The sequence below is a fragment of the Sporosarcina beigongshangi genome, assembly GCF_033485195.1.
GTDB classification, from domain to species: domain Bacteria; phylum Bacillota; class Bacilli; order Bacillales_A; family Planococcaceae; genus Sporosarcina; species Sporosarcina beigongshangi.
This window is the reverse complement of the sequence record NZ_JAWLIR010000004.1, coordinates 179639-204912: the sequence shown is the minus strand read 5'-3', so window position 1 is coordinate 204912 and position 25274 is coordinate 179639. Positions and strand designations below refer to the sequence as shown.

Below are 25274 nucleotides of genomic sequence, written 5' to 3'. Positions count from 1 at the left end.
CGATTATCATGAAATTCCCCCTTGCCACCAACACATTTAACAATGTGGTAACGCCAAAAAGGGGAATTACATCGTTAATGTTAAGATTTTAAAAGGTGAAAAAGCCTAATGAATCCGTATTTCCAGAGAGGAATTATGCTTATGATCTACAACAATCGCGCCCGATTGCGGAGGATCAAGATAATGATTACTTCTGTTTCTCAACAATTAATCGACTTTTTTCTGGTCCACGTTCAATGTGAATTCCTTACTATTTACCAAATTTGCTGAAACTGTTTTTCCTTGATAGCGTTCATCTGCATAGATAAATACATAACCCTCTTTTTCAATAATAACGTAACCTTCACGCTCTCCTTCCTGTAATTCCAATAAGCCATAGCCTGCTTTTGAGTAATTAAATAGGGCAATGGCAGGCATATCATCAATAGTTAATGCAAAGGCTGTCAGCTCACCATCAATCCATTCATCTATTTTAGTTATTTCCGCAAGGTCTTTATTTAACGAATAAGGACTTTCATAATACGATTGGATTTCTCGCCAAAGCTCTTGCTGTGTCGGATATTCGAGATTTGACCAAGTTCCTATTTCTGTTACTTCATCTTTATCGACTCGCAAGATCACACCGATTGTTGGCGTCTCTATATCATTTACATCGAAATTACCAACCGTATATCCAGCTTCATAATGTTCCGGTACAACCGTGAATACCCTATTGGGATAGTTTTTATCTAGATAATCACTTACGATTTCATACGCCTCAGAATGCTTATTCGTTTTCAACGTAGGAAAATAGAGAACGTATCCGATAAATCCTAAGACTAGGATGCTAGTTAACACAATTCCTACTCTTCTTTTCCTTCTAAAAATAAACCACAAAATTATTATTGCAATTACTACTGCAACTCCAATCACAAAAAAGTAGATCAGTTCACTTGGACTCATATGATTTCTCCTCACTGGTATACTACATATAATAGCCCGATTGCAGCACAAAGTTATAAAACAAACGCGCCCGTTAGCTATACGTAAAGATTTACACAATAATTGCACATTATATAAATGATGCGACAATAAGTAATTATTTTTTATTTTTCAGCTCTAAAAGTATAGGAGTAATATTTAATAAAATCGATATAATCGTTAAAACCCATAACGCTGTTTCCATCGCGGGCACTACATCTAATAAAGCAGACCAGTCTTCCACATTTACCCAATCGGACACCATACTGTATTCCGCAACAAGTGTTAGTGCTGTAAATGATAATCCCATTGCCATTGCCAATTTATAATCTTTGCCTGTTCCATACATATAAAGATTTATACAAGTTGCTATTATTGCAATAAGTCCTAATATTAACCACACAATTATACCTCCATTCACACTAAAAATTCTTATTAATTAAGACGGAATGAGATAGTGAATAGTTCCATAATTGCAACAAATTGACCCAATTGCAGTAAATTGTTTCCTGAAACTAATCAAAATTGTACAACGAGTATAACGCTTTTATATTCAAAAAATATAATTTCTTATCTTTGGTCATCTAGAAGGTTTGAAAAAGTAAACAGTTTATCATTCTGCTGTGAAAAACATGTAAAAAATTGTATATTTCATTGGCTGTAATAAATATTTCCTTAAATAACAATGGAAAAAGCCATTAATAAAAACGACAGCGGCCAAAATTGTATTTTTGGCCGCTTTTACGTAGTTAGAATTACTCTGTTCTCTTATTCCTAAAAAGCATTAGCACTTTGTGTCGCATTTCCTTTGGAGAGCAGTGTATGAATGTCAGCCAAACGATTACCGAAAAGTAGGGAGGAATGCGACGTAGTCACATTCCTCCCTACTTAAAAAAACGGTCATTGTACAGCAGTCATTCAATCCAATGCGTTCCAAAGTAATAGAACACAAAATCAAACAAAGTTGTTTATTGTTAAGCAGAACACGAACAGCTGCCCCCCGTACCACAACCATCCCCACAAGATGACCCTGAATAGAATGCACTTTCCACTGGCACTTTCACCGTATCCGACACTGATTTCGCAACAATTGAACCGACTTGATCGAATAGATATTGGACATCATTTTCTGCCAATCGGAGTGCAGCAACCTGTTCGTTCATATCGAGATCACGTTTTTGAACACGAATACTTTTCATTACTATATTATAATCCGGATGATATCTTCCGAATCGCTGAACTTCCTCATATCGTTCCTTCATTTCTGTAAATGCCTGTATTTCTGCGGCTAGTGCAGCATCTGAATAAACATCATCATAAGCCTTGCGGTACTCTGCTACCACATCTGAAGAAAGCAACATCTCAGCTAGCCCTTCAGCCTGCTCAATGATGGTCATCCACTCGCCGGTCATCATCATATAATGATCCCTCCCATCACAGATTATCATAACAGATGGGCAAGCCAATATGCACCTACGGATGATTGAATTCAGTTAAAATCTAAAAAAGTTTTCTCAAAAAGGGCGAGCCTCGCTTCTTCAAAATCGGAAAACGGCAGCAGTCCATCTGCTGTGTGCTGCGTTTTTTCATGTCCCTTACCAGCAATAAGCACAGTATCCCCCGGTGCCGCACTAAAAATCGCCTTGCGAATAGCATGTTTTCGATCGAGCATCACCTCAACAGCTGAACAATCTCCCCCGAACCCTTCCAATATATCTGTAATAATGGCGAGCGGGTCTTCATTTCTCGGATTATCGGATGTTACAATTACATTTGCCGAATAGAGGACGGCAAGCTCCCCCATTTCCGCCCTCTTCCCTTTATCGCGCTCACCGCCACAGCCAAAGACCGTTATCAATTTACCGTAGCAAGAAGTTGAAAGTGTACATAACACCGCTTGGAGTGCATCTGGCGTATGCGCGTAGTCGATATAAACCTTCACACCATCTCGTTCCAACTGCTGTAATCTTCCTTCTGGAAGCTGGAGCTGCTGACAATGCTGGACAATATCCTCCAATTTGTAGCCAAAGACGGTAAGTGCACTAATTGCCGCAAGTGCATTCAAATAATTATAATGCCCCCTGATCACAAAATATTTATATAAATCCGGTACATAAATATCTGCAAACGGCGTCATCCCAAAGGAAACGACTGGAACTATCGCATCCTGCACCATCTGCAGACATTGCTCATCCTCCCGATTGACAATCATAGTTGCTACCATCTCGCTAAGTCGCTTTTTCGCTTGTATATAAGCAAGCTTACCACCATGCTCTTCATAATGATCCGTACCGATATTCAACAAAATACCGACATCAATTTCGCAATATGCCAGGCGATTAGTGACCAATCCAATCGACGAGGCTTCTAGTACAATATGTGTAACCCCTGCTTCCTCACATTTTTCCAATAAAGGATGAAGGTATTCAGCGGGTAACGTCGTCATTTGCGGACTGTCGATTTCTAGTTTAATGCCATCCATAAAAACACCAGTCGTTCCAATAACCGCTGGACGATTGCCAAAGCATTTCAATAATTGACCGATAAAATGAGTCACTGTCGTTTTACCGTTCGTTCCAGTAACCGCAATCACTTTCATACGTCTAGCCGGATAACCAGCAAGACGGGCGCTCGCATGCGCTATGAACAACTTACAATCTGGCACGATGACAACTGGGACGTCAATCGGTAATTTTGTCAAATCTGTCCGATCAATAACAATCACAGCAGCTCCTTGCTCAATTGCTTGTTGAATATGAAGTGCTCCGTCATCATGCCCCCCTTTCCTAGCTACAAAAACAAACCCTTTTTTTATACGTTGCGAATTTTCGGTAATCCCCGTGACTCGTGTTCTAATATTGCCTCCATTTATCGTGCAAGGCCAGTCTTTTAAAAGCTCCGTTAAAAGCAGCACCACTCTCCCCTTCCCGAACATTTTCTACGACTGCGAATATATTGAGAGCGAACATACTTTATCGTATGAATTAAACGCAATGAACGTCACGAAGAAAGTTGGGAGCCTTTATGATTATCCAGAAATTTGGTGGAGTTGCGATGAAAGATGAAATGATGAGATCGAATTGCATAGACCATATAAAAGAAGGACTTCAGAAGTTTGGAGAAGTTGTCATTGTTGTTTCTGCAATTGGTCGCTACGGCGATCCTTATTCAACAGACAGCCTGTTACAACTTACGGAAGCATTCTCAGCCTCTACAGCTGCAAGCGACCTTGTTGCCTCCTGTGGCGAACTAATTGCGGCTGCAGTATTATCCGCAGAATTAGCTCAGGCGGGTGTCGCAAATACCATCCTGCATGGCGTTAAGGCCGGAATATGGACAGCTGGGAATTTCGGGGACGGCACCATTAGTCATATCGACACTTCTGCAATCATTGAAAGTCTTGAACAGACGCACTGCATCATCATCCCAGGGTTTCAAGGCATGGACAAAGAAGGTCATGTCATGACACTTGGCAGAGGTGGCAGTGACTTGACTGCTATTGCACTAGCTGGCGCACTCCAAGCCTCACATGTCGAGTTCTTCAAAGATGTACCAGGCGTCATGACACATGATCCCCGTGAAGTCGAAAATTACCACAAGCTAGATCAATTAACTATGGACGAATTTCTCGTACTGCTTGACTGCGACAGACCAATTATTCAAAGACGTGCAGCACTTCATGCAATAAAAACAGCGACACCTCTTTACATACGAGGTATCGCTAGTTTAGAGTCAGGCACGTGGGTTATGCCTTAGGCAGCGACGTTTACCGCTGCCTTTTTTCTTCATTTGCCATCCGAACGAAATTTTGTGTGTAGTATTTGCTATATACCCCCGTCCCAAGATGCGTAAAATCCTTATCGAGCAAAACATCACGATGCGCAGCGGAATTTAGCCAACCATGGACAGCTTCTATTGCATCTACATAGTTAGCAGCAATATTCTCTCCTGCTTTGCGCTGCTCAATTTTTGCCTCCTTTAAACGATTTGCTAAATTACCTGCTTCAGGTGATTCATGCGACAAATAATTTTGTAGGGCCATATCTTCACTATGCTTCCGAGCTACCTCTCCTAAATAGTAATCGCTAAACACTTCATTCGCATTATGTTTTTTACGATACACATTCGTTAGCTCAAAAATTTGACGCTCCATAGAACGATCTACCTCTATTTGCATATTCGCTGAAGGACGGGAGGGTGTTACAATTTCACCCATATACGACATATCATAGGGCTGGTGGAGAACAAGTGTTATCGGATCGATAAAACGCACTGCCTCAAGTGTTTCATCGACGCTATCAATATACAATTGCGCATAGACTCCCTCATACTCGATGAGCAACCGAGTTTTTACGTCATCTCCATTCAATGTGAATGTATACACATTGTCATCTATCGCTGTAACTACTTCCGTTTCTACAATTGTCACGCGATAAATATCTTGCGCTTCCTGCCCAATTTTAAAAGGAACGACATCGGAATCGATATCTGCCGTGTACACTTGGTTCACATGTCCATCAACTACCCCAACCATGAAGCGTAGGTCTCTGTTATAAATCCACCAGTCATAGCCATATTCAGATGGCTCAATCCTGTCTGGTTTCCCCTTTTCACTAATAAGCTCCTCTGTTGATAGTCCAATAAATAAGGATAAGCCAGCATCCGGTCTCGCTTCTTGCACTGGTAATTGGCCATTATTCGTACCTGGTACTGGTATGGCTACTCCATGCTTCACTGGTGACTCCAATGGTTTATTTTCCTTCATCCGATTATCCATGCTATAAAAAAGCGCTAACACAACAATGAGTAGCAGCGCTATTTTCCAAAGTACTTTCATTTTTCCGCACCACTTTCAACAATAGGTAGTTTAATTCATTCACCACTAGTTCATCCTCAAAATGATTCCTTCTTTTATTATACTTCGTCAAAGCAATAAAAATGTTGAGCTTTGACTTATTCTTAACAAAACAATTACACTCCGGCGTAATTTGATTCGGCCGAGCTTTGAATCTCACTGAATGAAATACATTTCCGACATTCATCCATCCAAATATAGAAATCGAGAACTTCGTTGAAGTAAATTAAAATGATGACACAATGTTGTCATTGCAACTACTGGCGATTTGTTCTATTATTAATAGGTATAGGGAAGTGGCTGAACGATATATAAGGAGGATACGAACTATGTATATTGAAGATACAGGCATCGAAAATATTGTTGCCGACCTAGCAATCGTTGATGACATTATGCTAAAACACAATCTGATCCGTGGAGGTCAGTGGGACTACGAAAGAGCAACATTTGATAAAAAATATGTAATTAAAGAAGGAACTTATTATTTGCGTGTTTTCAGTTACACAATTGATGGTAATGTTGATTCACGTCACGCTGATATGATTCTTAAAAAACCAGTCATTGGCAAGCATTACTACCCGCATGGTGTAGAATACGGCGAAGACGAATATTTCCCTGAAAGTCTTGTCAAAGATTGCGTTGCAACTTTGAAAGCTGTACACGCTGAGTTACTACCTCATAATCTAAAGAAATAATTGATAAACGACATGCCGGAGACTTTATTGTCTTCGGTTTTTTATTTATAAGCTGAGCTAATGAAATTCTTACAAATTGGGCATGATTGTACGAGATATGTCGGATACTTTGGGGGAATGACTGTTGGCAAAATGGCTTACAAAACGTAATTTCATCTTAATGATAGGTATAATCATTGCAATTCTTATTGTCATTTTTATTATTCCAGTTTCTCTTCCCCTTATTTCCGCACTCCTTATGGCAATACTCATTGAACCACTTGTTCAATTTGTACAAAAGAAATGGAAATGGAAACGGAAAATCTCAGTTACTTCTGTCTTTATTTTTATAGTAACCGCTTTTAGTCTCCTCCTTTATTACACGGTTACACAACTCATCGGCAAAATGATTAAGGTGACAAAGATGGTACCTGATTATTTAAATTCATTAGCTGGGCTATGGATAGATAGTCAAAGTAAATTATTTCAATTTACATCTATATTCCCCGACGAGGTTGTCAAGCCCATTCGCAAAGAATTCAAGGACATCTTTGAGTCCATGAGGGAGTCCATATTAAATTTATTCAATTACGACAAAATGCTAATGCTCCTGACCGAAATCCCAAATTTCTTAGTTAGCTTTATCGTTTTTTTAGTTGCCTTGTTCCTTCTTATGCTCGAACTACCCGAGTTAAAAAAAATGCTATTTAGGCATTTAACTACCTCGACTGCTGAAAAAGTTCGCTATATGATTAGCAAACTTAACTCCGTCATTTTGGGTTTCTTGAAAGCACAGCTACTTGTTAGCTTCATTATCCTTATTGTCACATTCATTGGACTCTTGCTCATTGTCCCGAAATACGCCATTATTATGACGCTTGTTATTTGGTTTATCGACATTATTCCAATTCTCGGCTCTATCATCATCTTGGCACCTTGGGCAATTTATTTATACATGAGTGGAGATATTGGTACAGCAACGAAGTTAACGATTCTTGCAGTCATTTTACTCATCATTCGTCGAACCGTCGAACCAAAAGTAATGGGTTCTCAAATTGGACTATCTCCACTACCAACACTTGTTACGATGTTCGTGGGACTAAAGCTATTTGGCATTTTCGGCTTATTCATCGGTCCCTTTATCATGATACTGCTAATGACTGCTCGTGAAGCAGGGATAATTAAAATGAACTTTAGAATTTAACTTGAATCGGCAAATTCTTTTGCTGATTCAAGTTAAGCCTCCTGCGGATGTTAGGGATTTTAAGGGGAGTCAATTGTGCTGTGCACAATTCAAAATCCCAACGCAATTACGCTGAGGCGTAATTGATTAAAAGACGCAGCCACATTTATATTGTGACTGCGTTTTTTATATACCAAAAATTGCTCTAAAAACTGATGTCGTCTCTCCACCTTTATAAATAACATAAAGGAGTAAATAGACAGCGACGCCCGTAATCGCAGTAAAGAACCAGATAATACTTGCTATTGGTCCCATTTTTCGATGTTTTGCCAAATTATTTTTCAAGCCCCAAGAAATCATCATTGCCCCTAATACAGCACCTGTGGTCGCTAAAATAATATGGAAGACGAGGAAAATCGTATAGTAGATTTTCAAATGATCTGGACCTGCAAATGATGTATTTCCAATAATAATACTACGAGACAAGTAAATAATTAAAAAAAGAATCGCTGAGGCTGCCGCTGCTAACATCATTTTTTTATGCGCTTCTATTCTTTTTTTTCGAATAAGGCTCCATCCAACTGCTACCAAAACCGCAGAAAGGACAATCAAAAATGTACTAATTGTTGGCAGTAATGGTACAGTCATTTGTTCTGTTCCCCTTTTCTTACACGTATTCTCTATTTAGCTCAATGTTGTTGCATCGCTAATCGTTGTTCTTCAAGGTCTGACAAAGCTTTTTTCGTAATTTCCTCTGCATTATCTTGTTCTTCCTTATACCATTTTATAAAAATGCTACCTAGAACAACAACATAAATAATCTCTTGAATAACCTTCATAAGAATGCCACCTAGTTGCTGGTCAGTCAATGTCGCCATATTCGTAAACATCTCTGGACCTGACATACCTAACCCTGAAAGCCCAGCAAGCGTACCCGCTGGCACACATAACGCCATCGCTTTAAGCCATGATTCCCCACTTTGATAGGTTTCATAGACAGGCACGTCTACAAAGATAATCAGTGAACAGGCCGGCGTGATTAAAATCGCACTTAAAATAATATAACCAATTTTTTTTAGCCCATGAAGCTGTGGTTGTCCTTTTAATGTATTCAAAACCGGCCACCAAAACAGCATTGCTGCCAAAAATAATGTAACCGTAAAACCGGTGTGTAATGGGGCACTTAGTTTTACATTGTCCAAAATAATTGGAATATGATAAATCGAAAACATACCAACGAATACAATAACGCTAATAATCGGTTTTGTGAAAATACTAATGACCCTGTTAAGCATTTTTACGTCAAATACTTTTTTCCACATCCAATTAGGAATTCCGATAATCAGTAACGGGGCAACTAATAGTAAAAGTAGTGCCATTTGCACCATATGCATCGTAAATAAAATATGCCCTAATAAATCGACTGGTGATCCTTTAACGATATAGAGTAAGATCATTGATAAAATAAAAGACACAAGCTGCTTGCGTGTTAGTGATTCTGTTCCTTCGAATCGATGACGCATTTTTGTAGCAAGAAAAAGATACAATGCGATGCCCAGTATAACGATGAGTAAAAACCATGGGCTCCATAATGCACGAAATCCAAATATGCTTAAAGGCATCATTGTAGTTGACTCCCTTCGTTTAGTCTCTCTCCATTATAAAACGAATAACACCGTAACTCAATGTACGAACTATGACAATTGTTACTACATCAATTACGCCGCCGCGTAATTGCGCCAGAGGCTCGACTTGAACTCCGTCTGAATCAAGTTAAAACAGGAAAAGCCTGTAGAAGATAAAATCTCCACAGGCTTTTGTGACTGTTGATTACCACCAAACGATTGTAACAAATGTCAATACAAATGTGAACGCTAGCAACGCACCCGTAAACATAAACATTTGAGGAACTCCATGCCCTTTTTCGTTCATATGCATGAAGTAATACAATTGTAACGCGACTTGAACTGCTGCAAACAGTAGAAGCGTTGGAATAATGAAGAACTTCGAGAATCCTGCAACTTCAAATTCAAATGCTGTAACCATTGTAAATGAGACAAGCGTTAGGAAAATCATAAGAGAAAACATCATAATCTGATTACGCATTGCGCTCTTAGCACGTTTTCGCCCCAACTCAAATTCAGCTGGTGACTTTTTGTAAACTTGAATGTCCGCCATATTAACCTATCACTCCCATCAAATAGACTACAGTGAAGATGAATACCCAAACAACGTCAATGAAGTGCCAGTATAGTGAGAATGTATAATACTTCGTCGCATTATACAAGTTCAATCCGCGCTTCGAATTACGGAAAATGAGAAGTGTAATCCAGACAAGCCCGATAGCTACGTGGAAACCGTGAGTCCCAACAAGCGTATAGAATGCAGAACTGAATGCACTATTGTCGAAAGTGAAGCCCAGTCCAACATAATGAACGAACTCATACACTTCAAGCATTAAGAACCCTAATCCAAGTAATGCAGTGATAGCAAGCCAAAGCTGCATTTTCTTGAAATCATAGTTCTTCATATGATACATCGCATAAACACTTGTCAAAGAAGATGTTAAAAGAAGCATTGTCATCACTAATACAAGTGGTAATTCAAAAAGTTTTTCGGTTGAAAAATCAAAACCACTTGGTCCTTTATTTTTCAATGCCAAGTATGTTGCAAACAATGTAGCGAATAGAATTGTCTCTCCACCAAGGAAAAGCCAGAAACCAACAAACTTATTCTTTGCTTCCAAAGTTGCTCTTTCCGGATGATCCGGCCACGTCTCAGGGGTGAATTTTTTGTTTAAATCCATTAGTTTTGACCCCCTTTACGTTTTAAGTCCTTTAAAATATCTTCTTTTTTAACATGGTAACCCAAGTCGTCCTTCACAGAACGGAGTGACATTGCGATGAATGTCCAAAGTAAACCAAAAATAAGAACTGGTAGACCCCATGCATATTCCGTACGGAACATTGCACCAAATCCAGCAATGAATAATCCTAAACTCATGAAGAATGGAATAATCGAACCATGTGGCATGTGAATGTCAGAGACAGGCTCAGCCGGTGTTATACCTGATTTATTACCTTCCATTTTTTCAATCCAATACGTATCTAGTCCACGTACCAATGGCGTTTGTGCAAAGTTATAAAACGGTGGTGGTGATGAAATCGCCCACTCCAGTGTACGTCCATCTCCCCACGGGTCATTACCAACACGCACATTTTTCTTCGTTGTAATAATGATATTTATAACAAGTGTAGTGACACCAATTGCCATGAATAACGCTCCAAGCGAACTGATTACGTTAGATAATTGATAACCTTGACCGTCCATATATGTCCAAACGCGTCGCGGCATCCCCCAAAGTCCTAACCAGTGCTGAATAAGGAATGTCATATGGAAACCAATGAAGAAAAACCAGAATTCAATTTTACCTAACAGGTCATTCAACTTTGTTCCAAACATTTTTGGCCACCATAGATGAACACCAGCTAAAATACCAAGGACAACCCCACCAACAATTACATAGTGGAAGTGAGCGACGATAAAGTACGTATCGTGTAACTGATAATCAAGTGGTGCTGTTCCAGCTTGAACACCTGTTACTCCACCCATTACAAACGATGGGATGAAGCCTAGTGCATACAGCATAGGCGTTGTAACCTTGATACTCCCGCCCCAAATGGTAAGCAGCCAGTTAAAGATTTTCACACCTGTTGGAATCGCTATGGTCATTGTAGCTACCGAGAAGATTGCGTTTGCTGTTGGCCCAAGACCTACTGTAAACATATGGTGAGCCCAAACCATGAATCCAAGGAAACCAATTAAAACAGTGGCAAATACCATTGCCGAATAACCAAATAGACGTTTTCTAGAGAAAATAGAGAAGATCTCTGAGAAAATACCGAAGGCCGGTAAAATTAAGATATATACTTCAGGGTGACCAAATATCCAGAAGATATGCTCCCAAATAATTGTGTTACCACCCATCGTATGGTCAAAGAAGTTACCACCAAACATTCTATCGAATGTTAGGAAGAACAGTCCAACCGTAAGTGGTGGAAATGCAAATAAAATCATTGCTGATGCAACAAACGTAGTCCATGTAAAGAGTGGCATACGCATGTATGTCATCCCTGGTGCACGCATATTAATGATGGTTACGAGGAAGTTAATCCCCCCCATTAACGTACCACCACCGGCTATTTGTAAACCAATGGCGTAAAAGTCAACGCCATGTCCTTCAGATGCGAGAGACAGTGAAGCGTAAGATGTCCAACCTGCATCAGGAGCTCCGAAGAACCAAGAAATGTTCAAGAATAATCCACCGAAGAAGAACATCCAAAAACCTAATGAGTTAAGGAATGGGAATGCTACGTCACGTGCTCCAATTTGAAGCGGCATGACAACGTTCATAAAACCGATTAATATTGGCATGGCTGCCAGGAATATCATCGTTGTTCCGTGCATCGTAATTACTTCATTAAAAAGTCCTGCACTGATGAAATCATTGTTAGGCTTTAGAAGCTGGATACGTATGATCATGGCTTCAATACCGCCGACTACGAAGAAGAATCCTCCACCAAGGAGATAAAGGATACCAATCTTCTTATGGTCAACCGTCGTCATCCATTCCCATAGCGTTGCGCCAAAGCCTTTCTTTTGAGCAACTGAACTCAATTTGTTTACCTCCCCTTCAAAATCACATTAACAACATTTAATAATTATTTTTCAACAGTAAGTCCCATCAAATACTCCGCAAGAGCGTCGAGTTCTTGATCAGAAAAGTGAGTCGTTGCCGGCATAAGATTACCCGGTTTGTATTGCTGTGGATCGACAATCCACTTTTTCAAGCTTTCTGTCGTATGATCCATAAATCCAGCTACTCGATTACGGTCGCCAAATGTTGCTAAGTTAGGCCCCTGTGCTCCCGTTTCACCGACAGCAGAAGTTGCATGACATCCAATACAGCTGTTGTTTTTGAATAGCTCTTCACCTTCGCTAGTAGCTACATCTGCAACACGATCATCTGTCGCCTGCATAGCCGTTACCCACTGATCAAATTCAGCACGTGGTAAAGACTTCACTTTAAAGTCCATAAGTGCATGCGATGGGCCACAAAGCTCAGCACATTTACCATAGAACACGCCATCTTTTAGATCTTTCGACTCTTTTTCAAATACGAGGTAAAACTTATTAACGTTTTCGACGTTATTATCCATCTTTCCACCAACTGCCGGAATCCAGAATGAGTGTTTTACATCTGCAGCAAGCAGGTTAAAGTATACTTTCTCATCTGTTGGTACAACTAATTCTTGTGCAGTTACGATTCCTAGACTTGGGTATTCAAACTCCCACCAGTAAAGCTTCGCTGTTACATCAACGACGAGGTTCTCTGCAACACCTTCCTCGTCAACAGCATCCATTGCCGATACATCCCCTAGTTTATATGCGTAATAAACAGTTGGAACTGCGAGAATTATTACTAGAATAACCGGAATAATTGTCCAAACTAATTCCAATGTATGACTTCCTTCTACTTGTTCAGGAATATGTTTTTCACCTAGCTTTGAACGTCTAAAACGGACAATTGCAATTACATAGATGAGTACTACTACAAGAATTACCACAGACATGATTATTACCGTTAACATCAGTAAATTAAATTGATCCTGTCCGACTTCGCCAGCCGGCAGAAGCGTAGATAGCTCTTCTTGACCACACCCTGCCAAGAACACGGTAAGAGCTGCCAATAGAGAAAAGAGACGCCACTTTTTGAGTCCTTTCATCATAGCTTAATGATACCTCTCTTTCTAAAAAATGTTTTTCTATTACTGAGGACTGTTGACCTCTCTATATGAATTCCTGTCAAAAGAAAGAATTCCAAATGTTAGATGAAAATTGAAAAAATGATCATTGCGACAAATAGGATTGTCATGTAATTCAGCGAATAAATAAACATTGCAGAAGCCCACTTCAAATCGTCCTTCGCTTTGAATCCTCTAACTGATAAATAAAGCCATCCGAGATTTAACGCAGTTGCAAGCACGAGAAAACCAATTCCGAGCTCCGTGAGTAGAAACGGTAATGGCAATAAAAATACTACCCATGCTAACATGGATTTTTTTGTTCTTGTAAAGCCTTTCACAACAGGTAGCATCGGGATATTCACCGAACGGTATTCTTCCGTCCTCCGCATCGCAAGTGCATAAAAATGTGGAGGTTGCCAAATGAACATAATTAAAAATAATGCCCATGCGCCTGCACCAAGTGACGGTTCTACAGCCGCCCAGCCGATTAATGGTGGAATGGCCCCTGAAATACTACCAACAATGGTATTACTAACGTGTCTACGCTTCGACCACATCGAATAGAGTACAACATAACTAAATATCCCTGCAAGCCCCCAAAGTGCGGCAGCTGGAGACGCAGCAAACAACATAATTTCACCTAAAACGATAAAGGTGAATGCAAGTGTCCACACGGTAGATGCCTTGAATCGACCAGTAACTGTTGGTCTAGACTTAGTTCTTGTCATGATTGGATCGATATCCCGATCAATCAAGTTATTGAGCGCAGCAGAACCGGCAATAATTAAGCCCGATCCACCGAGGGCAAATACAAGTAAATCTATATGGTGAAGAAAGTTTCTACCTGTGAATTGAAATGCTAAAAATAGACCGGTAAATGTTGTAATCATATTGGAATTGACAATCCCAATTTTAATGAGCGCCAAAAAGTCTTTTAATACTGATGTTGTGGCAATATTCGACTCAGTAGCAGCAGAGACAGTTCTATTGTTCGACATATTTCCCCTCCTTTCAAAGGTGTTAGTGAATAGTACTATAACTAACTATATCGAAACGAAGGTGCTTTTTCTATAGCAAAAACAAACTCTTGCTCTACTCCTACAGAATAACTACATACGTATTCCTTTACTCTATCTATAGTAAATCATTTCTACATACCTTTTGTGAAGTAAAAACGTCTTTTTTATGAACAATTTGTGAAAAGAGCGACTACTGACCTATTTTTAATCGCTTGTCATTGTTTTTCCCCACTATTTTCGTTATCATCAGAAAAGCAGGGACCTTTTGTACAATGGTCACAATTATAAAGAAGGTGTTTTTCTTTTGCGATACAATAAGTATTTAAAATGGTTTGCAGTTGCTTCAACAGTCGGTATGCTACTCATTCTATTAGGTGGAGCACTTGTTACAAAAACCGACAGTGGTATGGGTTGCGGTAGACATTGGCCCGGTTGTAACGGACAACTTATTCCTGATGAAATTACTCCCGAAGTACTCATCGAATTTTCACATCGACTCGTTACGGGAGCCGTCGGTATATTTATTGTAATTTTAGCGGTTTGGTCTTGGAAAGCAATGGGACATATTCGTGAAACAAAATTTTTAGCTTCCATGGCCGTGTTTTTCCTTGTTCTACAAGCGTTAATTGGAGCTGCTCAAGTATTATGGGGACAAGGCGATTTCATACTGGCACTGCATTTTGGTATTTCACTCATTTCCTTTGCCTCAGTTCTTTTACTAACACTTCTTATCTTTGAAGTTGACAAGAAATTCGATGCAGATACGTTGCACATCGGTCTGAAAATGAAATGGCATACGATTGGCGTATCCGTGTATTCCTATATTGTTGTTTATACAGGTGCACTTGTCCGCCATACGGAATCTGGATTAGCGTGTGGAGAATGGCCACTTTGCCGTAATGATGTCTTTGAACTTCCCAGAAATCTTTTTGAGTGGGTACAAATGAGTCATCGAGTTGCAGCAGCAATTATCATCATTTGGTTAGCTATCATTATGGTACACGCGATTCGCAATTACAAAGACCAGCGCGTCATCTATTGGGGTTGGATCATCGCCTTCATCATTGTAGCTCTTCAAGCCACAACTGGGATGCTAGTCGTACTGACGAAACTAAATCTTTATATCGCTTTACTACATTCTTTATTCATAACGTTATTATTTGGCTTATTAACGTATATGATACTACTTGTTTCAAGAAGTAGACTAAAAAAATAACTAGCTAAAGACTGTCTGCTTTTTTTAGAGACAGTCTTTTTTATTCCCTTAACGATCAATTACGTCTCTGCATAATTGATCGTTGGGATTTTGAATTGTGCACACCTTTACTTGATACATAACACCATACCCTATTTATCCTACAACATAACAAAAGCACTCGGAATTATTATCCGAGTGCTGTCGTTGTGTTACTATCAATGCTCCAATTCAATGAGCAAATCACCAGTAGCTATAGATTCTCCTGCTGAAACGTAAATATCTTTTACGATACCATCAAATGGTGCTTGAATCGTTGTTTCCATTTTCATAGCCTCTGTAATAAGGAGATGTTCACCCTTCTTCACTTTTGCTCCTTTGGAAACTGCCACTTTTAGAACTGTGCCAGGCATTGTCGCAGCAATATGCGCTTCGTTTGTAGGATCTGCCTTCTGTTTGCGAATCGTAACAGATTCCACGCTCATATCTTCAATAATCACTTCACGTGGCTGACCGTTCATCTCAAAATACAAGACTCTTGTTGCATCGGATTGTGGCTCACCAATAGACACGAGCTTAACCATCAATGTTTTACCTTTTTCAATCTCTACTTCAATTTCTTCACCAAGGCGCATTCCATACAAGAATTCAGGCGTATCAATGACAGATACATCACCAAATAGATTATTCGTCTGCGTATATTCATCGAACACCTTCGGGTATAGCGCATAAGAAAGGATTTCATGGCTTGTCACTGGACGACCCAACTTCTCGTTCAATTCATTTCTTAATTTCTCAAAATCGACATCTTCTAATAATTCACCAGGGCGTACAGTAATCGCTTCACGCTCTTTCAAGATGACTTTTTGAAGCTCTTCTGGGAATCCGCCATAAGGCTGACCAATATACCCTTCGAAAAATTCGATAACTGATTCTGGGAAATCGATTGTTTTCCCTCGAACAAGGACAGATTGTTCATCAAGATCATTCTGTACCATAAACAAGGCCATATCGCCGACTACTTTGGATGAAGGCGTTACTTTCACAACATCTCCAAAGAGTAGGTTGACACGAGAATACATGTCCTTAACTTCTTCCCAACGCTCGCCAAGTCCTACTGCCTTTGCCTGTTGTTGCAAGTTTGAATATTGACCGCCAGGCATTTCATGAACATAAATCTCCGAATGCGGACTCATCATGCCACTTTCAAAGTGTTGGTAGTATTTTCGAACATCTTCCCAATAGTAGGACAAGTCTTCAAGCGACTTCACATTGGCTCGGACATTGCGCTTCCCACCTTGCAGTGCATAATGAAGAGAGCCTGCTGAAGGTTGTGAAGTAAGACCCGCCATCGCTCCCAGTGCCGTGTCCACGATATCCACGCCTGCCTCAATTGCTTTAGCATACATGTAAATACCATTGCCACTCGTGTCATGTGAATGCAAATGAATTGGCAAATCTACTGTAGCTTTCAGTTCTGAAATAAGTCGGTAAGCAGCTTCCGGCTTCAATAGTCCAGCCATATCTTTAATCGCTAAAATATGGGCACCTGCTGCCTCTAACTCTTTCGCCATCTCTTTATAATAATTAACCGTGTATTTCGCACGAGAATCATCTAAAATATCCCCTGCGTAACAGATAGCCGCTTCCGCAACTTTCCCTGCGTCACGCGTCGCATCAATGGCAACTTCCATACCTTTGATCCAGTTTAAGCTGTCGAAAATTCGGAATACGTCAATTCCGGCTTCAGCTGACTTTTTAACAAATTCACGGATAACATTATCAGGATAATTCGTGTAGCCAACCGCATTAGCACCACGGAACAGCATTTGGAATAGCACATTTGGAATTTGTTCACGTAATTTCAATAACCGATCCCATGGGCTTTCCTTCAAGAATCTATAGGACACGTCGAATGTTGCGCCGCCCCACATTTCATACGAAAACAAGTCTGGCATTAGTCTTGCTGATTCAGAAGCAATGGCCGTGATATCAGAAGTTCTCACGCGCGTCGCCAACAACGATTGGTGCGCATCCCGGAATGTTGTATCCGTCAGTAGCACATCATCTTGTTCTTTGATCCACTTGACAAGCCCTTCTGCTCCCCGCTCGTCCAAGATTTGCTTTGTTCCTGGCGTAGGCGCTGTCAGTAAGTCCACTACCGGCTTTCGAACTGGATGGAATACAGGCTTCGATTGTTTCTCAAGTCCTGGGAATCCATTAATCGTGACATTTCCAATATAATTCAGCATTTTTGTTCCACGGTCTTTACGATTCGGGAATAAGAATAATTCCGGTGTTGAATCAATAAAACTCGTATTATAATTCCCTGTTAAGAAGTTATTATGCTTCACTACATTTTCAAGAAATGGAATATTGGTTTTAATTCCCCTAATTCTAAATTCTTGTAAATTTCTGTCCATTTTAGATGCAGCTTCGCGGAATGTCATGCCCCATGTAGACACTTTTACTAGCAATGAATCATAGTATGGCGTAATAACAGCGCCTTGGAAGCCATTACCGGCGTCTAGACGGACTCCAAATCCTCCACCCGACCGGTAAACCATCAGCTTACCTGTATCAGGCATAAAGTCATTTAGCGGATCCTCCGTCGTAACACGTGATTGAATCGCGTAGCCAAATAACGGAATCTTATCCTGCGTCGGGATACTTGCTTCACCTTCATGTAAACTTTTTCCGTCCGCAATATGAATTTGAGAATGAACGATATCAATACCTGTTACCATTTCAGTGATGGTATGCTCCACCTGAATACGAGGATTTACTTCAATGAAATAAAAGCGGCCGTCAGCTACGAGGAATTCCATAGTTCCCGCATTAATATACCCAACATTTTCGGCTAATTTTACAGCGGCATCGCAAATCTGCTCCCGCAAGCCATCTTCGAGTGAAATAGAAGGTGCAATTTCTACAACTTTCTGATGACGGCGTTGAATCGAACAGTCTCGTTCGTACAGATGGACGACATTGCCGTGCATATCACCAAGTATTTGTACTTCTATATGTTTCGGTTGGAATACATACTTCTCAACATATACTTCGTCGGACCCAAATGCTGACTTGGCCTCTGATCTAGCACGTTCGTAGGCTTCCACTACTTCATCCGCAGCGTTGACAATTCGCATACCACGTCCGCCACCACCTAGGGATGCTTTAATAATAATCGGATAGCCATTCGTATCTCCAAAAGTCGCAACCTCTTCGACAGATGTTACTGGACCGTCCGTACCTGGGATAACAGGGATTCCTGCTTTGATAGCTTGATCTCTTGCTTTTACTTTATCTCCAAACATATCGAGGTGCTTTGAAGTAGGACCGATGAAAATAATCCCTTCTTCCTCGAGTCGTCGTGCAAAATCTACGTTTTCTGCAAGAAATCCATAACCTGGGTGTACAGCATTTGCACCAGAGTCTTTCGCCAGTGCAATAATTCCTTCAATATCAAGGTATGCATCTATTGGCTTTTTCCCTTTGCCCACAAGATAAGACTCATCTGCCTTGTAGCGATGGAATGACCCACTGTCTTCTGTCGAATATATTCCCACTGTAGGGATATTCAACTCGGTACAAGCACGGAAAATACGGATCGCAATTTCCCCGCGGTTGGCAACCAAGATTTTCTTAATTTTCTCCATCACAAGGCACTTCCTTTTCTATTTGTTTTTTCATATTTAACGAACATGGAAACGTTCATTAATATTCCTAAAGCTAAAGATAACAGAATAATTGAAGTTCCGCCATAGCTAATAAACGGTAAGGTTACCCCTGTAAGCGGTATCAATCCCGTTAGACCGCCCAAATTGATGAATGTTTGAATTCCGATAAGACTTCCTATTCCTGCTGCTAGCATCCTTGCTTGCGGATCTTGTGCTCGAAGTGCAATCGATAGAGCGCGCATAACGATGAAGCCAAGTCCACCGATGACAATGAACGTTCCAACTAATCCTAATTCTTCGGAAATGACCGCCATAATAACGTCTGTATGCGGTTCAGGCAAATAACCCATTTTTTGAACGGAGTTACCCAGCCCAAGACCTTTGAGTCCACCTGTACCGATTGCAATATAGCCATTCGATATTTGGTAACCAGACCCTTGTGCATAATCGAACGGGTTCGTAAAGGACAGTAAACGCCCTAGTCTACCGTCGTTCATAATATCTTTCCACTTTACAAATAAAATAAGGCCTGCGAACAGCACCCCAATCGAAATGATGCCACTCAGTTTAAGAAAGGTTCGTTTTTTAATCCCACTTGCCAATAGAACGGATAATGCGACCACGACAATAATAAGTGATCCACCTAGATCTGTTTCTAGTAAAATCGAACCAACTGCTACAATTAGTATTGCAATAGGAGGTGCGATGGATTGGTTAATATTATCAATCGTTCCAGACTCGTATTTTTTTGCAAAAACACTAGAGAAATAAATGATGATGACAATCTTCGCAACCTCCGATGGTTGAAGCTTACCAAATGGTGTTATAAGCCAACTTCTCGCACCCACTTCTTCCTTTCCCCAGCCTATAAAATGTACAAGAAACAACAATAAAAACATCCCTAATACAGATAGAATCATTATTTTTTTTCGTTTAAAGTTTTTATAAGGGAAAAAAGATGCTACGAAAAAGACAGGAAAGGCAATCGCAAGATTTAAAACCTGATTTTGGAAGAAGTTATCCGGTTCTGCTTTATATCTTTCAACAGCAGCTCCCATACTCGCACTATAAATCATCACAAGTCCAAATAAACATAGCACTAAGTAGGTAAAAAATAGCGGAAAGTCAAAGTTTTTTAAAAAACGTTTAGCATACGTATTCATTCAGACAACCTCATTTTCAAACAAAAAACTCAAACCTTTATGTCAGTTTGAGTTTTCAGCTTATTTTTTCGTATATAATTCGTGCAAAATTGTCATTTCCTTCTCAAGCAGAGAAAGAATTTCATTCCCGCCCTGACGATCAATCAAACCTAACTTTACGGCAAAATCGATTTCACGGGCCAAACCATACATTTGTGTATCCAGTACTTCCTCGTATAGTGGGCACTGCGGCATCGTCAAATGGTCCATTTGGACTTTGATAAGTTGTGCAATTTTATCAGCATCGGCCTGAAGTTGCTTCAACGCCTTTTCCTGATAGGTTTCTTGTAAGTCTATCTCCATGAGGACGCCCCCATCAACCTTTTATTTCTTAATGGTTATTCTGAGTAAATTGTATCTTTTGAAAGGAGAAAATGCAAGTGTTTCCCCTCTAATGTCTCCCATCTAGTGAGAAATACTTTTCGAAAGGGTAGTAAAGCGTTATACTAAAGGGTAATAGGTATTTATCTGAATTCAGATAAAGTCTCGGGATATACTTACACCGGGCGTAATTGATTAGTAGGGGGATATAAACTTGGAAGCAATCATTCCGATTAAAGGTAAAGTACGGTACGCTATAACACTTGATCCAGGTGTTTGGATTTTCGATGATCGCCGGATTGACTTAAAAACTTTCTTTACAGAAAGTCATGTTGAAAAAGACGAAATGGAAGAATATAAAAAGGAAATGGGTAAGCACTGGTCACGTGAAATTATGGAAGGTGCAACATTTCCACCAACTTTAAAAACTGAAAAGAAATTTGAAAAGACAAAAGTGTTAACAGGCACTTATGGCATTTTGTTCAGTCATTTTTTAAAAATTGCCGAACCCACTGCTGATGCTACAACTATTTCCCTTGAAATTACGGATGGCACGGTCCATTCTTTCCCAATTGAACAGGCCGATGACTTCATTTTCAAATTTAGCGAAGATGGCAAACCACTCATTAATAATGGTCTCGTACATGTTCTGTTCAAAGATGGTTCGAACAGCGACTCACCTATTCGTGATATCAGCTCGATTAGAATCGATTAAAGAGGAGGCCTTCCAATGCGCGTTAAATGTGTAATTTGCGATGAAATTGGACAACTCCCAGACGATGCACCACTTGCTAAAACGCTGAGAAATCGTCCCATTCATACGTATATGTGTCCAACTTGCAATGATCGAATTGCCGATAAAACAAGTGCCCGTATCGCGACAGGTAATTTTGTTTTCCATCGCAGCTCGCACTCAATCGAAAAAAACTTCTAACTAGATTCAGGCAGATGTCATGAATTTTGAATGGGGTTAAATGGATAGAAAGAAGACCCCGCTGCGATTAAGCAACTGGGTCTTCTTTTTTATGCTCATTCATTCTGCGCACTCGATAGATGATTAAGATCAAAGCCGCCACGATAAGCCCTTCCATAATTGGGAGGAAAAATGCTAGAAACGTTAAGACAATACAACCTAAGAACAAAAATATATAAATAATTATATTTTGTCTAAGTGGTAGTTTCTTAGCGAATCCGAGTTTATAAACAATTGCTGACATAAGAAAGACAAGGGCTAAAAGCACGTAGCCAGCAACTTTGTAGGTAGGCACCACTTCATAAACTAATCTTGCAATACCTGACATAGCGTCCAGTACATCTGCATCACTCATTCACCACAGTCCCTTCAAAAATGCATTCTCTCAACTATACTAATCGAGCTCAGTGCCTGCAAGAGGCACCAAGCTTCGTTTTGTTATTCCTATTATTTCTTTTTCTGAATGCGCTCGCGCTCGTTTTTATCAAGAATTTTTTTGCGTAGTCGAATTGAAACCGGCGTTATTTCGCAATACTCATCATCATCCAAGTATTGTAACGCTTCTTCAAGTGACATAAGACGTGGTTTTTTCGTCGTCACTGTTTGATCTTTCGTTGCTGAACGAACGTTTGTCGCTTGTTTAGCTTTTGTTAGGTTGATTGTCAAATCGCTTTCACGTGTGTTTTCGCCGACAATCATTCCTGCATAGATATCAGTTCCAGCAGCAACAAACATCGTACCACGGTCTTCTAGCTGCATAATACTGTAAGGCGTAGCCGTTCCATTCTCCATAGATACGAGAACACCATTTCTACGACCTCCAACTTTTCCTTTTGCCATCGGTTGGTAAGAATCGAATGTGTGATTCAAAATACCGTACCCTCTTGTCAATGTTAGGAATTCAGTTGAATAACCAATCAATCCACGAGCTGGCACATTGAAAGTAAGACGGACCTGACCGTTACCATTGTTAACCATATCGATCATTTCACCTTTACGCTCACCCATTGATTCGATGATTGAACCTGTATGCTCTTCTGGAATATCGATTTGCACACGCTCAACTGGCTCTGAACGAATACCGTCGATTTCTTTTACGATAACAGATGGTTTCGAAACTTGTAGCTCGAATCCTTCACGACGCATGTTTTCAATCAAAATTGACAAGTGAAGCTCACCGCGACCTGAAACTGTCCACGCATCTGGCGAATCTGTTGGATCTACACGAAGTGATACGTCAGTTTGTAATTGCGACTCAAGACGTTCTTCAATTTTTCTAGAAGTGACCCATTTACCTTCTTTTCCAGCAAACGGACTGTTATTTACTAGGAATGTCATTTGAAGTGTAGGTTCATCGATGAATAGCTCAGGAAGTGCCTCTGGATGATCTACAGGGCAAATCGTTTCACCAACGTCGATATTTTCCATACCAGATACCGCGATCAAATCGCCCGCTTTAGCTTCTTCGATGTCCACTCTTTTTAAACCAAGGAACCCTGACATTTTTGTTACACGGAAGTTCTTCACAGAACCATCACGCTTCAACACAGAAACCTGCTGGCCAACCCTCATCGTACCGCGGAAAACGCGTCCAATACCAATACGTCCAACATAGTCACTGTAGTCTAAAAGTGATACTTGGAATTGTAATGGCTCTTCACTGTTATCCACTGGCGCTGGAACATGCTCAATGATTGCATCATAAAGGTCACGTAGTGTGTCTTCTTGTGAAGCTGGATCCGGAGATAAGCTCGCTGTTCCGTTAAATCCAGATGCATAGACAACAGGGAAGTCCAATTGGTCGTCATTGGCATCAAGCTCGATGAACAACTCTAGAACTTCATCGACTACTTCTTCTGGACGTGCAAATTCACGGTCGATTTTATTGACGACGACGATTGGTTTAATATTTTCTTCAAGCGCTTTTTTAAGAACAAAACGCGTTTGTGGCATACAGCCTTCGTACGAATCGACAACAAGAATAACGCCGTCAACCATTTTTAGAATACGTTCTACTTCACCACCGAAGTCAGCGTGACCTGGTGTATCCAAAATGTTGATTTTTGTATCTTTATATTCAATCGCTGTATTCTTTGCAAGGATCGTAATCCCGCGTTCACGTTCAATTTCATTCGAGTCCATGGCACGGTCTTCTACTTGTTCGTTTGAACGGAAGATACCCGATTGTTTCAATAGTTGATCGACAAGCGTCGTTTTTCCGTGATCGACGTGGGCGATAATTGCTATGTTACGTAAATCATTGCGTGTTTTAGTCATGATTTCACTCCATTATTCTTTTTTCAGGTGATTAACTGTGTTATCATAACACATGATGACACAATAACAAAAACATTTTAAACGGATAGAGGGATTTTTTTGAAAAACATCAAATGGATTTTCGTATTTTATTCCATTGCTGCCGTTGCTTCTATGTCCGCAATTGGTATCGCAGTTGCTATGCGCAGTACACCTATTGCACTACTTGCCATCCTCGCACTTATCCTTATTATGGGTAATGGTTTCAAAACAAAAAAAAGAATGCGCGAGCAAGGGACTCTTTAAATTTCTTGCAAATAAGGACTTTCCAGTTTTACAACTTGGAAAAGTTCTTTTTTAATCTTTCAAATGAATATAATTGGTCAGCATCTCCTCATGTAATCCTGGCCTCGCGACAACGAATGTCTCTTGCCCAAGTAAATGAGGTGCTTCGCCTTTCATATTAGTCGTCACTGCGCCGACTTCCTGCGCGATGACCATACCCCCTGCAATATCCCAAGGCGATAACCGCATTGAAATATAGGCATCGATTCTACCGGAGGCTACATATGCCATTTCAATTGCTGCGGAGCCATAGGACCTTGTTCCTCTACAGTGTCGGACGAGTTCTATCATTTTTTCATGGTCAGCATAGCGATTTGGAGCTATCCAGCTTGCACTAATGCCGATAACTGCCTGCTCCAAAGGCGTTATTTCTAGCTGTGGCAGCCGTTCGTCATTTAAATAGGCCCCCTTACCTTTTGCAGCACTATAAAAATCATCGCGCATCACATCATAAATGTAACCGAGCATACCGATACCATCTATATATATACCGAGCGAAACAGCAAAATTGCGTTTTTGATGGACAAAATTCATCGTCCCATCAATTGGATCTAGCATCCAGATGACGCCATCTAACACTTCAACTTTGTCTCCGAACCCTTCCTCCCCCACTATTTTATGGTCTGGAAAGTCACGCTTAATCCTACTAATGAAAAACTGTTCAATTTCCCGATCGATATTCGTCACCAGGTCATTGGCATCTGCTTTTGAGTCAATGTTAATCTGTGTAAAAAAAGAATTTCGTATTTTATGACCTGCCTCTTTTATTAATGATTTAGCATATCGATCAATATTGTCCCAGTTCAT

At 40.2% G+C, this 25274-nt stretch carries 25 protein-coding genes; 7 read left to right on the top strand and 18 right to left on the bottom strand.

Annotated features, from left to right (window positions below; genetic code table 11):
- Nucleotides 1-207: 207 nt before the first annotated feature.
- From R2B77_RS03340 to R2B77_RS03325, 4 genes are all read right to left on the bottom strand, one after another.
- Nucleotides 208-942, bottom strand: coding sequence for a hypothetical protein (locus tag R2B77_RS03340; RefSeq protein WP_203246118.1), 735 nt, complete (start codon nucleotides 940-942; stop codon nucleotides 208-210).
- A gap of 136 nt (nucleotides 943-1078) precedes the next feature.
- Nucleotides 1079-1363: a hypothetical protein gene (locus R2B77_RS03335; protein WP_203246117.1), complete on the bottom strand. Its 285-nt coding sequence runs from the start codon at nucleotides 1361-1363 to the stop codon at nucleotides 1079-1081.
- 571 nt (nucleotides 1364-1934) lie between these two features.
- Nucleotides 1935-2378 (bottom strand): YlbF family regulator, encoded by a 444-nt coding sequence (locus R2B77_RS03330; RefSeq protein WP_203246116.1) that lies wholly within the window; start codon nucleotides 2376-2378, stop codon nucleotides 1935-1937.
- A gap of 71 nt (nucleotides 2379-2449) precedes the next feature.
- Nucleotides 2450-3874, bottom strand: coding sequence for a UDP-N-acetylmuramoyl-L-alanyl-D-glutamate--2,6-diaminopimelate ligase (locus R2B77_RS03325; RefSeq protein WP_203246115.1), 1425 nt, complete (start codon nucleotides 3872-3874; stop codon nucleotides 2450-2452).
- Between the two features lie 110 nt (nucleotides 3875-3984).
- Here R2B77_RS03325 and R2B77_RS03320 point away from each other — a divergent pair, with 110 nt between their 5' ends.
- Entirely contained in the window at nucleotides 3985-4716 is a 732-nt protein-coding gene (locus R2B77_RS03320) for an amino acid kinase family protein (RefSeq protein WP_203246114.1), read from the top strand.
- A gap of 10 nt (nucleotides 4717-4726) precedes the next feature.
- Here R2B77_RS03320 and R2B77_RS03315 read toward each other — a convergent pair whose 3' ends face one another.
- Nucleotides 4727-5797, bottom strand: a complete 1071-nt coding sequence (locus R2B77_RS03315) for a CAP domain-containing protein (RefSeq protein WP_203246113.1) — start codon at nucleotides 5795-5797, stop codon at nucleotides 4727-4729.
- Between the two features lie 347 nt (nucleotides 5798-6144).
- Here R2B77_RS03315 and R2B77_RS03310 point away from each other — a divergent pair, with 347 nt between their 5' ends.
- Nucleotides 6145-6510: a YugN family protein gene (locus tag R2B77_RS03310; RefSeq protein WP_203246112.1), complete on the top strand. Its 366-nt coding sequence runs from the start codon at nucleotides 6145-6147 to the stop codon at nucleotides 6508-6510.
- A gap of 124 nt (nucleotides 6511-6634) precedes the next feature.
- Nucleotides 6635-7693, top strand: a complete 1059-nt coding sequence (gene ytvI / locus R2B77_RS03305; RefSeq protein ID WP_203246111.1) for a sporulation integral membrane protein YtvI — start codon at nucleotides 6635-6637, stop codon at nucleotides 7691-7693.
- Nucleotides 7694-7858: 165 nt separating this feature from the next.
- Here ytvI and R2B77_RS03300 read toward each other — a convergent pair whose 3' ends face one another.
- The 7 genes from R2B77_RS03300 to cyoE form a co-directional block, all read right to left on the bottom strand.
- Nucleotides 7859-8320 (bottom strand): DUF420 domain-containing protein, encoded by a 462-nt coding sequence (locus R2B77_RS03300; protein ID WP_203246110.1) that lies wholly within the window; start codon nucleotides 8318-8320, stop codon nucleotides 7859-7861.
- 41 nt (nucleotides 8321-8361) lie between these two features.
- Nucleotides 8362-9294: a cytochrome c oxidase assembly factor CtaG gene (gene ctaG, locus R2B77_RS03295; RefSeq protein ID WP_212391153.1), complete on the bottom strand. Its 933-nt coding sequence runs from the start codon at nucleotides 9292-9294 to the stop codon at nucleotides 8362-8364.
- Nucleotides 9295-9502: 208 nt separating this feature from the next.
- Nucleotides 9503-9850 carry a cytochrome C oxidase subunit IV family protein gene (locus R2B77_RS03290; protein WP_203246108.1) on the bottom strand — a complete coding sequence of 116 codons (348 nt, stop codon included), beginning with the start codon at nucleotides 9848-9850 and terminating at the stop codon, nucleotides 9503-9505.
- 1 nt (nucleotide 9851) lies between these two features.
- Entirely contained in the window at nucleotides 9852-10478 is a 627-nt protein-coding gene (locus R2B77_RS03285; protein WP_203246107.1) for a cytochrome c oxidase subunit 3, read from the bottom strand.
- Nucleotides 10478-12349 (bottom strand): cytochrome c oxidase subunit I, encoded by a 1872-nt coding sequence (locus R2B77_RS03280; RefSeq protein ID WP_203246106.1) that lies wholly within the window; start codon nucleotides 12347-12349, stop codon nucleotides 10478-10480. The genes R2B77_RS03285 and R2B77_RS03280 overlap by 1 nt, the downstream gene beginning before the upstream one ends.
- Before the next feature lie 44 nt (nucleotides 12350-12393).
- Nucleotides 12394-13461 (bottom strand): cytochrome c oxidase subunit II, encoded by a 1068-nt coding sequence (gene coxB, locus R2B77_RS03275; RefSeq protein WP_203246105.1) that lies wholly within the window; start codon nucleotides 13459-13461, stop codon nucleotides 12394-12396.
- 98 nt (nucleotides 13462-13559) lie between these two features.
- Nucleotides 13560-14477, bottom strand: a complete 918-nt coding sequence (gene cyoE, locus R2B77_RS03270) for a heme o synthase (protein ID WP_203246104.1) — start codon at nucleotides 14475-14477, stop codon at nucleotides 13560-13562.
- A gap of 325 nt (nucleotides 14478-14802) precedes the next feature.
- On the opposite strand from cyoE, the gene R2B77_RS03265 reads away from it, so the two are divergent.
- Nucleotides 14803-15714, top strand: a complete 912-nt coding sequence (locus tag R2B77_RS03265; RefSeq protein WP_212391070.1) for a COX15/CtaA family protein — start codon at nucleotides 14803-14805, stop codon at nucleotides 15712-15714.
- A gap of 197 nt (nucleotides 15715-15911) precedes the next feature.
- Here R2B77_RS03265 and pyc read toward each other — a convergent pair whose 3' ends face one another.
- The 3 genes from pyc to R2B77_RS03250 are packed head-to-tail and all read right to left on the bottom strand — an operon-like array spanning nucleotide 15912 to nucleotide 20875.
- Entirely contained in the window at nucleotides 15912-19349 is a 3438-nt protein-coding gene (gene pyc, locus R2B77_RS03260) for a pyruvate carboxylase (RefSeq protein ID WP_203246103.1), read from the bottom strand.
- A complete protein-coding gene (locus tag R2B77_RS03255; protein WP_203246102.1) occupies nucleotides 19349-20533 on the bottom strand; it encodes an FtsW/RodA/SpoVE family cell cycle protein in 1185 nt (394 codons plus the stop codon). Before R2B77_RS03255 ends, pyc begins: the two co-directional genes overlap by 1 nt.
- Before the next feature lie 60 nt (nucleotides 20534-20593).
- Nucleotides 20594-20875, bottom strand: a complete 282-nt coding sequence (locus R2B77_RS03250) for a DUF1507 family protein (protein ID WP_203246101.1) — start codon at nucleotides 20873-20875, stop codon at nucleotides 20594-20596.
- Nucleotides 20876-21107: 232 nt separating this feature from the next.
- Between R2B77_RS03250 and R2B77_RS03245 the strand changes: the two genes are divergently transcribed.
- Nucleotides 21108-21608 (top strand): hypothetical protein, encoded by a 501-nt coding sequence (locus R2B77_RS03245; RefSeq protein WP_203246100.1) that lies wholly within the window; start codon nucleotides 21108-21110, stop codon nucleotides 21606-21608.
- 15 nt (nucleotides 21609-21623) lie between these two features.
- The gene (locus R2B77_RS03240) at nucleotides 21624-21827 is read left to right on the top strand and encodes a YlaI family protein (RefSeq protein WP_203246099.1); all 204 of its coding nucleotides are present in this window, start codon (nucleotides 21624-21626) and stop codon (nucleotides 21825-21827) included.
- A gap of 67 nt (nucleotides 21828-21894) precedes the next feature.
- Here R2B77_RS03240 and R2B77_RS03235 read toward each other — a convergent pair whose 3' ends face one another.
- Nucleotides 21895-22221: a YlaH-like family protein gene (locus tag R2B77_RS03235; protein ID WP_203246098.1), complete on the bottom strand. Its 327-nt coding sequence runs from the start codon at nucleotides 22219-22221 to the stop codon at nucleotides 21895-21897.
- Between the two features lie 92 nt (nucleotides 22222-22313).
- Nucleotides 22314-24143: a translational GTPase TypA gene (gene typA, locus R2B77_RS03230; RefSeq protein ID WP_203246097.1), complete on the bottom strand. Its 1830-nt coding sequence runs from the start codon at nucleotides 24141-24143 to the stop codon at nucleotides 22314-22316.
- Nucleotides 24144-24242: 99 nt separating this feature from the next.
- Here typA and R2B77_RS03225 point away from each other — a divergent pair, with 99 nt between their 5' ends.
- Nucleotides 24243-24428: a YlaF family protein gene (locus R2B77_RS03225; RefSeq protein WP_203246096.1), complete on the top strand. Its 186-nt coding sequence runs from the start codon at nucleotides 24243-24245 to the stop codon at nucleotides 24426-24428.
- A gap of 51 nt (nucleotides 24429-24479) precedes the next feature.
- On the opposite strand, the gene R2B77_RS03220 is transcribed toward R2B77_RS03225, so the two are convergent.
- The gene (locus tag R2B77_RS03220) at nucleotides 24480-25274 is read right to left on the bottom strand and encodes an inositol monophosphatase family protein (protein WP_203246095.1); all 795 of its coding nucleotides are present in this window, start codon (nucleotides 25272-25274) and stop codon (nucleotides 24480-24482) included.